Annotated in this window: 10 protein-coding genes; all 10 read right to left on the bottom strand. The window is 31.4% G+C overall.

Features of this window, described 5'->3' with window-relative positions; translation table 11 throughout:
• Positions 1–34: 34 nt before the first annotated feature.
• The gene (locus tag U0D62_RS11570; RefSeq protein ID WP_322287446.1) at positions 35–424 is read right to left on the bottom strand and encodes a hypothetical protein; all 390 of its coding nucleotides are present in this window, start codon (positions 422–424) and stop codon (positions 35–37) included.
• Positions 425–457: 33 nt separating this feature from the next.
• Positions 458–3,934: a T9SS type A sorting domain-containing protein gene (locus U0D62_RS11565; protein WP_322287445.1), complete on the bottom strand. Its 3,477-nt coding sequence runs from the start codon at positions 3,932–3,934 to the stop codon at positions 458–460.
• Between the two features lie 290 nt (positions 3,935–4,224).
• Positions 4,225–4,797, bottom strand: coding sequence for a hypothetical protein (locus U0D62_RS11560; protein ID WP_322287444.1), 573 nt, complete (start codon positions 4,795–4,797; stop codon positions 4,225–4,227).
• Positions 4,798–5,118: 321 nt separating this feature from the next.
• Entirely contained in the window at positions 5,119–5,889 is a 771-nt protein-coding gene (locus U0D62_RS11555; protein WP_322287443.1) for a hypothetical protein, read from the bottom strand.
• Between the two features lie 267 nt (positions 5,890–6,156).
• The gene (locus U0D62_RS11550) at positions 6,157–6,885 is read right to left on the bottom strand and encodes a LytR/AlgR family response regulator transcription factor (protein WP_322287442.1); all 729 of its coding nucleotides are present in this window, start codon (positions 6,883–6,885) and stop codon (positions 6,157–6,159) included.
• Positions 6,878–8,992 carry a tetratricopeptide repeat protein gene (locus U0D62_RS11545; RefSeq protein ID WP_322287441.1) on the bottom strand — a complete coding sequence of 705 codons (2,115 nt, stop codon included), beginning with the start codon at positions 8,990–8,992 and terminating at the stop codon, positions 6,878–6,880. The genes U0D62_RS11550 and U0D62_RS11545 overlap by 8 nt, the downstream gene beginning before the upstream one ends.
• 359 nt (positions 8,993–9,351) lie before the next feature.
• On the bottom strand, positions 9,352–10,092 hold the full coding sequence (gene cysE / locus U0D62_RS11540) for a serine O-acetyltransferase (RefSeq protein WP_322287440.1): 741 nt from the start codon (positions 10,090–10,092) through the stop codon (positions 9,352–9,354).
• A 19-nt stretch (positions 10,093–10,111) separates the two neighbouring features.
• Positions 10,112–11,176 carry a ribosome small subunit-dependent GTPase A gene (rsgA, locus tag U0D62_RS11535; protein WP_322287439.1) on the bottom strand — a complete coding sequence of 355 codons (1,065 nt, stop codon included), beginning with the start codon at positions 11,174–11,176 and terminating at the stop codon, positions 10,112–10,114.
• An 11-nt stretch (positions 11,177–11,187) separates the two neighbouring features.
• Complete coding sequence (locus tag U0D62_RS11530; RefSeq protein WP_322287438.1) at positions 11,188–11,979, bottom strand: GNAT family N-acetyltransferase; 792 nt, start codon at positions 11,977–11,979, stop codon at positions 11,188–11,190.
• Positions 11,969–12,517, bottom strand: a complete 549-nt coding sequence (locus tag U0D62_RS11525) for a TetR/AcrR family transcriptional regulator (protein WP_322287437.1) — start codon at positions 12,515–12,517, stop codon at positions 11,969–11,971. Before U0D62_RS11525 ends, U0D62_RS11530 begins: the two co-directional genes overlap by 11 nt.
• Positions 12,518–12,638: the final 121 nt, after the last annotated feature.

Raw genomic sequence — 12,638 nt, 5'->3', positions numbered from 1 at the left:
TTGTTTCTTTTAGATTAATTATATTTTATTGCCTTTATTGTATCGTAATTTCTTCAAATACTTGTTCCATTTCATTAAATGCTTTTTTCTGAGAGTTAACAAGAAGCAGGTCCTTAATTTTTCCGATAACTATTTCATCAATCCTTCTATATTGTTGTTTGCTTTTCCCAAGATAAGCATAGAGTAGCATATTTGGTATGGTATGGCTAATTTCTATCTTGTTCTCACTCAAGAAAAAAACCTGAAGACCATGCATTGCACTTTTCTTGATAAGAATACATTGTTGAATCTTTCCATTAGAATCTCTTCTTACTTCCCATTTATCGTGGTTTATAGAGCAATCATATTCTGATTCTTTTTCCAGATATTTAAGTAATTTATCTAAAGAGTTATATTCGTTTTTAATCGTCGCTATTTTTTCCATGGTATAGATTTTTAAGTTTTGGATAGATTTTTTTTACTCTTTTATCAGCTTTCTTGAAGTGACTCCTTGAAGTGTTTTTATGTTTAGTATATATGTTCCTTTACTAAGTTTGGAGATGTTTACCGTGCTATTTTCTTGCAAGTTCTGTGATAACACCAATTTGCCATCCAAACTAAATACCTTAACTGTTTGCAGTTTTTCTTCTACACTAAAATTGATGCTATTTTTTGCAGGGTTAGGATAGAATGTGATGTTATTTGAATCCAATGCTACATCTTCAATATTTAAAAATGGATCATAATTTATACTGAATTGCGAAGCAGCCACGTTTCCGTTACCAGCATCATCGGTAACTCTGTTTTCTGCTATATCTACTGTAATTGCTCCTAGAACCGAAGGAATCACATCGATCGTATATATTGCTCCAGAACCGTTAAGGTTTCCAAAACTTACATTACTTGAAATATCTGTTAAAGTAAAGTCATTTACGGATTCAGAAAATGTAATAGTTATAGGAATAGGGTTTTCACCCGTTGGTCCTGGACTTAAAGGAGATGTAATCGTTACAGTAGGTCTGGTTTGATCTTCTATTGTAATGGTAAAGGTTTGATTAGCTGAGGTATCAACCCCACCATTAGCAGTACCTCCATCATCAGACAAATTTACAGTTACGGTCGCTGTTCCTGTTGTATTAATTGCAGGTGTATATGTAAGATTTCCCGTTGCAGTATCAATAGAAGGTTGCACGCTAAATAGTGAATTGTTATTATTAGATACATTAAACATTAATGCCTGAGTCATATCTGAATCACCATCATCAATTCCTGAAGCGAATCCGTTTACTATTTGTATACCAGCATTTTCGTTAACTATTTGATTGGGCACAGCAGGTAAATTAAATATCGGGGCATCATTTGTGGCTGTTATTTGTATTTGAAAAGTATCTGTTGATTGATTTACTCCTCCATTGGCTGTTCCACCGTCATCTGTTAATGTTACTGTTATGTCAATGTTTCCTATTACATCATCCGCAAGGGTAAATGTCAAATCTCCGGTTGTTGCATCAATAGCAGGAGCAACACTAAATGGATTGCCGCTAAAAGATGTATTAAATGTTAAAGCCTGAGTCACTTCAGGATCTCCATCATCGATGGATATTGCATAGCCTGGTATATTTGCACTACTAGATTCAAATACTCCAATATTTCCACGTAAAGCAAATACCGGTGTATCATTTACAGGATTTACTGTAATAATAAAAGTTTGATTTTCCGAAGTGTCTGCACCCCCATTTGCTGTACCGGCATCATCTGATAGATTAACTGTTATCGTAGCTACTCCATTTGCATTTGCTGCTGGGGTATAAGTTAGATTTCCTGTCGCTGGATCAATAGAAGGTTGTATACTAAATAAGGCATTATTGTTATTAGACACATTAAATGTTAATGCCTGAATCATATCTGTATCACCATCATCAATTCCTGAAGCAAATCCATTCACTGTTTGTACTCCTGCATCTTCGTTTACCGTTTGATTGGGTGCTGCTGGTAAGTTAAATACCGGAGCATCGTTTGTAGCTGTTATTTGTATTTGAAATGTATCTGATGATTGATTTACTCCTCCATTGGCTGTTCCACCATCATCTGTTAATGTTACCGTTATGTCAATGTTTCCTATTACACCATCTGCAAGCGTAAATGTCAAATCTCCCGTTGTTGGATCAATAGCAGGAGCAACACTAAATGGATTGCCGCTAAAAGATGTATTAAATGTCAAAGCTTGAGTTGCCTCTGGATCTCCATCATCGATAGATATAGCGTATCCAGGTATATTAGCACTACTAGATTCAAATACTCCAACATTTCCTCTTAAGGTAAATATTGGTGCATCGTTTACAGGTATAATGACAGGAGTAATCGATGCTGTATTAGAATTAGTGAATCCATTGTTAGAAACGAACTCTATAGTAGCTGCATTTCCTCCTGATAGGTTAGGAGTTGGAGTAAAAGTAGCTGCATCTAATGCAGTATTAATGGCAGCTAAGGTTCCTTGTGCTTTAAAGCTCGAAGAACCATTTGAACCTTCACTAAAAGTAATACCTACATCTCCAATAGTTAAAGCACCTCCAGTAATAGTAAAGGTTACTGTCTGATCATTATTATCTACATCTGTGATTTCGATATCATCTCCTAAAGGAACATCAGTAGTGTCTTCAAATAGGTTGGGAGGTATTGGAGCGATTGCCACAGGAGTACTGAAAAGTTTGTATATCCGTACATGACCTGAACTGGCTCCGTTACCATCATTTAATCTGGCTCCAATAGCTATTCTTTTGCCATCACCACTCATGCTAATCGCTGCTCCTGAAGCATCTGATTGTGCTTCACCATCAATATCAATTCCTAATTGTACCCATTGATTACTATTGGTTAATTCATAAATACGTACATGACCGGCAAAATCCCCATTACCATCATTAAACGGTGCACCAATAGCCACTCTAGTACCATCATTACTTATACTTACGGAAGATCCTGATTGATCATCTGCTGCTTCACCACTAATATTTCCTCCTAATTGTACCCATTGATTACTTGGGTTTAATTGAAATACACGCACATGACCAGATAAATTACCGCTATCATCATTAAAGGTAGCACCAATAGCCACTGTAGTACCATCACTATTCAAGCTTACAGAAGCTCCAGAACGATCTCCAGCTATTTCACCATCGATATCATCTCCTAATTGCACCCATTGATTTGTTGCGTTTAATTGAAATATACGTACATGGCCAGAACCATTTCCGTTACCGTCGTTGCCTGTTGCACCGATAGCTACTGTAGTGCCATTACTACTCATGCTTACAGAAGATCCAGAATTGTCGTTTGCGGCTTCACCATCGATATCACTTCCTAACTGAACCCATTGGTTACTAGCATTTAATTGATAGATGCGTACATGGCCAGAATCATTTCCATTATCGTCATTAATTGTTGAGTTAATGGCTACTATTGTACCATCACTACTCAGGCTTATAAAAGTTCCTGATTGATTTACTTCTGCTTCACCGTCGATATCTCCTCCTAATTGCACCCATTGATTACTGGCATTTAATTCATAAATTCGTACCTGACCTGATAGATTTCCGTTATCATCGTTAAAGGGGGCTCCTATAGCGACTCGATTACCATTACCGCTAATACTTACAGAAGCCCCAGCTTTATCTCCTATTGCTTCACCAGTAATATCTGCTCCCACTTGAATCCATTGATCACTTGCATTTAATTCATATATACGTACTGTACCGGATTGGTTTCCATTACCATCTGCATTGGGAGAACCTATAGCTACTCTACTACCATCCGTATTTATACTTACCGAAGCTCCTGATGTGTCTAATTCTGCTTGACCATCAATATCTCCACCTAATTGTTCAAAGCTTTGACCGTAGATTAAACTCATACTTAATAATAAGATGGTACTCATCAATTGTAATTTTGTTTTCATTATAACTGTTTTTGTTTACGTTATTTAAAAAATGGGTATTAAGATTTTTTGATTAGGGTAGTTTTATAATTCTTGTTTTAATAGAGACAAAACAACATCAAAATCAATGATTCAATGTCTCACTGCTTCTAAACAGACAAAAAGGTGACGGAATTATGTTTTTTGGTATGATCTTTAGAATAAAAAAGAATTCTCTCAATATTTTTATCGGGATGATTTTGAAATATAGATACTAATGGAGTAAAATTTGTGTAATTTTTAGATATATGATTATAGTTTTTATACTCATTTTAGTAAGTGAAATCTTTTAAATTACCATCAAAATCATATGTAAAATAAAATGACGTTCCTCCATTTTCAGGTTCTAATGTTAGGTTATATGCCATTTTGGATTTATCACCATTATCAGGCGCATCAATTCTAGCTAGACTTAATATTGCCTCTATATCTTTTTCTTCTTTTAATTTTTGTTTTGAGACTTCTAGTAATTCTCCCATTTTCGAGATACTGATTTGATCATTAAGTATAAACATGAAGTCTTTGGGTTTGCCACCAGTTATTTCTAGTGTTATTTCTGATTTTTGAGTCCAATCATTTTTGACCCAATTCCATTCTTCAAGTTTAAGAGAAGAGGGATCTTCTGTAGCAGCAGCATCTAGTAGTAAACCTAATTGTTTGGTATAAGCAATAGATATGTTCGTATAGTAGGCATCATCTCCAAACTTACTTTTTAATTCGCTTTCTATTTTTTGAAACCCTGCCTTATCATCAGATAGATTTCCTCCACAAGAGCTTAAAAACAGTGTTCCTAATGTTGCTATTAATAAACTTGTTTTTCTGATGTTTAATTTGATTGTTCTCATAATTAGTTTAGTTATTTTGATCAAAAGTAGATGCTATAACTGTCGAGTGAGACACCAAATCTATATTCGTTGAAGATGAATATATATTCGTTTGAGTTTTATATAATTATTGAATGGATATAAATTCGATATAATGAGATAGAGTAGTGTTAATACCTTATTAAAGATCTACTTATTTTCTGAATGAAAACATATAATTATGTAATAAACCACTGATTTAAGAGAGGTTAAAACTTAAGTCAGTGGTTTATGGTATCACTAAAATCTACTATGTATTTATATACGTACTATTATAAGTATATAATAAATTGGGTTATGTTCTTACCTTTTCCAGGTTCTTCCTCCAAATCCACCTGTTGCCTGAGTTCGTGATATGGTGTTAGCATCATCAACTTTAAGAACTAATTTTCCATAACCGCCATTATTCCCTTTAGGTACATCTATCCATTCTAAGTTTATTGTATTTCCTGATCTGATGCCAAAAGCTACATTAGACCAGATTGGGCGGCCATTTTTGTAATCCTGCTCTCCAAACCACATTATACGATTTCCGATCTGACGGATATAATAAAAACCTCCGTCATTTGCTTTCCATCTAGCGGTAAGGTCATTAATGTTATTATTATTTCCAAAACCTTGAATACGAGTGCCTGGTAATTCTGAAGGACGATTTGCTTTGGTTAATACATTACCTCCAAACCCAGGACCAAATGTTTTTTTTATTACATTTCCATCACTGCTGATAGAAAAGGTTAGTGCTCCGTAAGCTACATTTCTTCCTTTGGGGACATCGTAAAATGTTCCCGAAAGTGTGTTTCCATCAAGAGTACCTTTAAATGTGTTTGCCCAAATTCCTGAAGGATCTTCTCCAAACCAAAAAATATCATTCCCGATTTGTTTTATATAATAAAGACCTTTATCACTTCCGTTATAAAATCCGGTCAGATTGAATGTTTTCTTAGATAGCGATGAGGTTGTTTCCTGAAAAACATCTTCTTGATTTTCTTCTCTTTCACAATTGGTAAGTAAAAAAGCTGAGATTAAGATAAGAGATAATCTATAGAGTTTTGATAATGATTTTGTTATTGTCATTTTTGAATTTTTTTGTGTAATAATTTTTAGTGATATATAGTATGTATAACTATAAAACATGCAGATTTTAGTGATATTATCGCCTAAAAGTAGTTATAGAAGACCTATGAAGAAACAGGGAATTTATATCCGTTAGGAATGAATCGATATTCGTTATTATTTTATATCATTTGATAATTTCAAAAGCATAAAATAATACTACAAAAAAGAATGAATTTCTATAATAAGTGTAATTATAGAAAACTTATTTAGATGAAAAAATATTACTTAATCACGAGCCAGTAACCTGTTAAGAAACTCTTCTTTTTTACGAATCGATACTGGAATTTTTTGATTACCTCTTAAGATAACTACACCGCTTTTATCATATCTATCTACATAATCAAGATTAACTAAACAAGATTGATGTGTTCTCACAAACTTAGAAACCGGGAGTTTATCTACAAAGTATTTAATCGGTTTGGATGCTATTATTGATTTGCTATTGGATAGATAAAATGTGGTGTATCCTTTATCTGATTTACAAAACATCAACTCGTTGGTATTGATCACCTGATAACCATCGTGTAAGCTGACCACTAATCTATTAGTATCTAATTGTTCTTTTACAACGCGTATTTGCTCTTTATGAGTTAGAAGATTAGTATCTATAACTTTATCGATTGCAGTTTCAAGCTCTTCGATATCTACAGGTTTTAAGATATAATCTATTGCACCTAATTTTAAGGCTTGTAAAGCATATTGATCATAAGCCGTTATAAAGATTACCTTAAATTCTAATTCTTTGGTTAATTCTAAAAAGTCGAAAGCATTTCCATCCGGAAGATTAATATCTAAAAAAATTAGATCTGGTTTACAGGCCTTAACTACTGTAACAGCTTCTGCTACAGAACCACATTCTCCTATAATTGTAAGATCTTTATCTAAAGTATTGATAAGAGAGATTAAACCTTTTCTTATATAGGATTCGTCTTCAACCAGTATTGTTTTAATCATGTGTAACCCTTTTATATGGTAATATTAATGTAACCATTGTGCCTTTTTCATTACTATGTTTTCTATCTTCTATAGTAATATTTGTTTCTACTTTAAATTCTTTGGATAACATTTGTAGACGTTCTGCCGTGATTGTGGTAGCCAGTGATGTTTTATCAGTAAGTTCTTTATCTGTTTTTGCATCAATCCCAATCCCGTTATCTATAATAGAGCAAATGAGTTTATCATCAACAAATTTTAATATAATGGTTATTTGTTTATCATTATCTTCTTTACGAAAAGCGTGTTCAATAGCATTTTCTACAAATGGTTGAATCATCATAGGAGGAATGAGTATTCTATTTTTATCAATATCATCATCTATTTCTATGATATAATTATATGGAATTTCTGCACCTAAGTTTTGTACAATTAAATAATTTTCAATTGCTTTAATTTCATTCTCTAATACTACTGTTTTGTCTCTTGAATTTTCGAGAATGATGCGTAATAACTTAGAAAATTTTGACAGATAAGTTATTGCTTTTTTTGATTCTTTGTTAAGGATGATTCCTTGTAAAACTGATAATGAATTAAATATAAAATGTGGTGTCATTTGAGAACGAAGTAATTTCTGTTCGATCAAAATATTTTGATTAACTGATTTGATATTACGTATTCTTAGTAAGAATATTCTGGTTCCTAGAATGATAGTAACTATTAAAAATCCAATGACAGCTAAAAGCATATATCTTTGTGATTCTGCAAGGTTTTTATCTACAGTTTCAATTCTTTTGGTAAGTGTTATTTCTCTGCGACTGGCAGAATCCAGTTCTTTTTGATACTTGTATTCATATTCTAACTGGGTTAACTTTTGAATATTCTTTTTGTTAAAGATGCTATCATTCAGGGTTTTATATTCTCGATAGTTTTTATAAGCTTCTTTATATTTTTTTTGACCGTCATAAATCTCAGAAAGTAATCTAGAGATGCTTCTTTGTGGTTTTAAAGCTTTTATTGCTGTTGCTATTTTTTGTCCTTTTAAAGCATAGTCCAAAGCATTTGAATATTGCTCTCGTTTATAATAAATAGTCGCAATACCTATATACGGACGTAAATTACCAATTTCGTATCCTATCGCTTTATTGATGGTTAAGGCTCTATTATAATTTTGAAATGCCTTATCATATTCTTTAAGCAAGATTTGTACATCTCCTATATTGCTTAAGGATATTATTATTCTGGATTTCTCATTAATTTGCTCATTTATTTTTAGGGCTTCATTAAAAAAGGATAATGCTTTTGTATAATTAGCTTGCTCTTTATAAATACTACCAATGTTATTTGTGTATCGGGCTAAGGCATTTTTATTACCTTGTTTTTTATTGAATTCTAAACCTTTATTATAATACAATAGTGCTTTGTCCAGATCGCCATTAGCTTTGTATATAAAACCAATATTGCTTAATAGGGTAGGAGATTTAAGTTCGTTTTCAGGTTTCTCATATATATTTAGAGCCTTATGAAAATATTCTAAAGCTTTTGGAAAATTACCCTGCTCACCATAGATACTGCCTATATTATTATATCCCAAAGCAACACCATAATCATTATTTAATTGTTGTTTAACTTCTATTGTTTTAATGTAATATTCAATAGCTTGATCATAGTTTCCTTGATCAGCATATATATTGCCAATATTGTTATAACTACCTGAAATACCATTTAAATCATTACGTTCTTTATCAATATCTAAGGATTTCTTATAATACTCTAATGCTTTAGGAAAATCACTCTGATTATAATAAAGCATACCTATACCATTAAGACAGTACGATACTCCTTTTTTTTGACCCAAAGATTCATACATTTTTAAGGATTGATTAAAGTAATTTAATGAACTAGTAAGATCCCCTTTAATCAATTCTATATGCCCTTTCCTATAAATTATTTCGGCTTTTCCTTTTTTAAAATCTAGCTCATTTGCTAATATTTCAGCTTCTTCTGTCAATGTTTCAGCAAGAGCTAAATCAACATCATATATTTCATAAATTAGTGAGTTTAATAACTCAATCCTTATGGTATCTCTAGCAGTGTAACTAGCTAATTCATTTTTTAAACTATCCACTTTGGGTGTTTGTGCTAATATGAGGTGATTACTAAAAAAAACTAGGATGATCAGTTTTATTACTAAATCAAATGTTTTTGTTTTACTAAGAGTTCGGTTCATATATGAATGAAATAAAGAATTACTTATCAATATGTAAATACTAAGTGTTCTTACAAATTGAAGTGACGAATATACATTACTTTAATGGTTTGATTATTTATGTTGATTTTATTTTATTATCTATTAAATAGGAAAGAATGTTTAATTTAGGTTTATTAAGTATACATAATCTTGTATCCATTATAAACTAAAGAAAGACTGTTCTATTCTGAACAGTCTTTCTTTAGTTTAGTATTAGTTATTTTAACTAAGTCTTTCTATTGTAATTTTTTTGCTTTACCTATCACTTTAGCAGGAATGCCGGCTACAGTTGTGTTTTCTGGTACTTCTTTAGTAACCACGCTTCCTGCAGCTATATTTGCATTATCATTAATTACTATATTTCCTAGAATAGTTGCTCCGGCACCTATAAACACATTGTTTTTAATTTTTGGATGTCTGTCTCCTCCCTTATGACCAGTTCCGCCTAATGTAACATTATGAAAAATAAAGGCATTATCGCCAATTTCAGCAGTTTCTCCTATTACTAATCCTATACCGTGATCAATAACGATTCCTTGTCCTAATTTGGCATTTGGATGAATATCCATTCCGAAGACATCAAAAATTCTATTCTGAAAAAACTTGGATGTTAATTTTTGATTATTCTGATAATAATATCGTGCTATCCGATATGCTGTAACGGCTTGAAAACCTCTATTAAACAAAATAACTTCTATATATGTCTCACAAGCAAAGTCACGTTCGTAATATGTTTTAAAATCCGTAATAATTTGAGTTTGGATTTCGGTATTTTTAGTTAGTATTTGACTAATCAGGGTTTGTAATTCTGATTGAGATATATAATTATTAGCTAATAGATTACTCAATATGAATGCTATTGAGATCCAGAAGTTTTCTTTTTTATTAATAGTTTGATCAATTACTTTTTTTATGATTGATTCATCCTTTGATAAAGCTTCAGATTCATTCAATATTTTTTTCCAGATATCTTCCATTTATTTGTAAGCGTTACTTTTAGTATTTATTTCTTTTTCTTTGTTTTTGAACGTTTTTAATCAATTTCCCTAAGTTTTTATCTTTCTTTTTTCTTTCTTCTTCACTAGAATTAAAAAAAGCTCTTTCTCGCTCCATTTTTTGAAAGTTTTCATAAGCATCTATATCAATTTCTCCTGTTTCAATAGCCCTTAAGATAGCACAACCTTTCTCATTGATATGTGTACAATCATTAAATTTACAAGTTTGTGAGAGATTTACAATTTCATCAAAGGTTATTTCTAAACCTTTAGCATCATTTGTCATACCCACTTCTCTCATTCCTGGATTATCAACTAAAATTCCGTTTTCAGAAACTAATAATTCTCTATGTGTGGTAATATGTTTTCCTCGATCAATACTTTTACTAATTTCTCCTGTGGCCATTAACTCTTTTCCCATTAAATTATTGATAAGAGTTGATTTTCCTACACCAGAAGATCCCAGTAAACAATATGTTTTTCCGGTACTTAATTTAGATTTTATTTCATCTAACCCAATGTGAGAATGATTGCTTATTGCTACAATTGAAACATTCTTTATTCTTTTATGGATGTTATCAAGTATTTCTTCAAGATCTGATTGTTCAATCAAATCAATTTTACTTAGGACTATAATAGGAGTGATTTTGGCAGTATTACAAATTGTTAAATAGCGTTCTATACGATTAATATTAAAATCTCTATTTACAGATTGAACAATTAAACCATAATCAATATTTGCTGCAATTATTTGATTTTTGCTTAAGGTGCCTACTGCTTTTCTTTCCAGAATTGAACTTCTGGGGTAAACAGCATGAATTAAAGCTTTATTCTCATCATATTCAGAAAAGGCTACCCAATCTCCAACACAAGGGAGATCATATTTTGATTGGGCCGTAAACCTCAAATTTCCGATAAGTTCTGAATCATATTCATTCTTATCGTTTTTTACAACATATCTATCTTTGTGTTCTAAAATTACTCTCCCAATTTCAAAAGAATCTAAGTTAGATTCTTTTCTATGTTTTTCTATTTGAGTATTATACCCTAAATCTTTAAGTGTCATAAGATCCATTTTTAATTGGAATTAAAACGTATATCAAAAATGATATTGGAACAGTAGAAACCAGCTTTTTCGATTGCTTTTTTTGATCCTATATTATCAGTTGTGGTAGAACAAATAGGTTTTTTATTTGATTGAAGGACTCTTTGAGCTTGTAATTGCAAAATTTGAGTCGCAATCCCTTTTCCCTGATGTTTTTTGTGTACTATTACTCCCAAATCTGCAATATCAAGTTGGGTATCACTCCATCTGCACTCGCTTGTTGCGATAATCTCACCAGACTCTTCAAGCATATAGATTTCTTTTCTATTTACCAGATTTTCCGTATATCCAAAAGTATCATCCATTCCTATTTGTTCTTTAAGAAAAGATTTAATTTTTGAGATGTTATTTTCTGAAACTAATTTTAAGTCTATTGAAGTATCTGTTTTTTTAATGATGTTGGAATGCTGAAAACAATAGGTGTTAGGTTCAATTGATTTTGAATGTAATAAGCAACTGTTAAAAACTTTGGGCTCGTTAGAGCTTAGTCTTGCAGAATTAATCAATTTGGATTCTATTAATGATTTAATTGTTAGATCTACATGAACATTATATTCTTTTAGCAGAAATAATTGTAATAGGTTTTTGTCATTATCAATACAACAATATCCAATAGTTTCATCATTTTTTTCGATTATATAATTTTTTGAAGAACCTATATAAAGTAGCTCCCACATAGCATCAATAGGAGCGGTGAGTTGAAGATATAATTGAGTTCTTAAATGTTTTATATCATCTTCATTTTCTGTTATTCTAAAATTCATCACTAGTATATTTTTTTATTAATTTATCTTTAATTTGATCTAATGGATAGTTATCAAAAATTCCTAAAAAGTTTAAGGCGATTCCATCTAGCTCAGCAATAAATAGATAGCTGTCAATCAATGCATTTTCTGAATCAATTTGCTTAAAAATGGATTGAACCGAATCTAGTATAAAAGAGGATCTTTCTTTTATTAAATCGTTTAACAATTCCCTGGTTTTTGGTTGCGTCATAACATTCAGGTTTAATTGAAAAAACATTTTATCTTTTTTTAATTGCTCAAAAAAAGCTTCTAACAAATCTAATAACTGTTGAGTAGGGGGTTGAGTTGATTTTGTTGACTGATTCATTTCAACAATTAATTGCGTAGTACTGGCAAATATTTCTCTTAGTAAACCGTCTTTAGATTTAAAATGATGAAAAACAAGTCCTTTTGAAATGTCAGCAACTTCACATACTTTGGAAATTGGAGTGTTTTCATAGCCTTTTTCAGAGAATAGCCTTGTTGCGATTTCTATAATTTGAGATTTTTTATCCATATAATATTTGTTGACTGACCGTATAGTCAGTGCAAATATATTAATAATATTTGAACCGCAAAATATTAGTGATAGAGGAGTAGTTCTTTTTGTACAACGATACGTTAAGATGTAACTATGA

This window comes from Aquimarina callyspongiae (assembly GCF_034322225.1).
In the GTDB taxonomy this organism is placed as follows: domain Bacteria; phylum Bacteroidota; class Bacteroidia; order Flavobacteriales; family Flavobacteriaceae; genus Aquimarina.
This window is presented reverse-complemented; position numbering and strand designations above follow the sequence as displayed.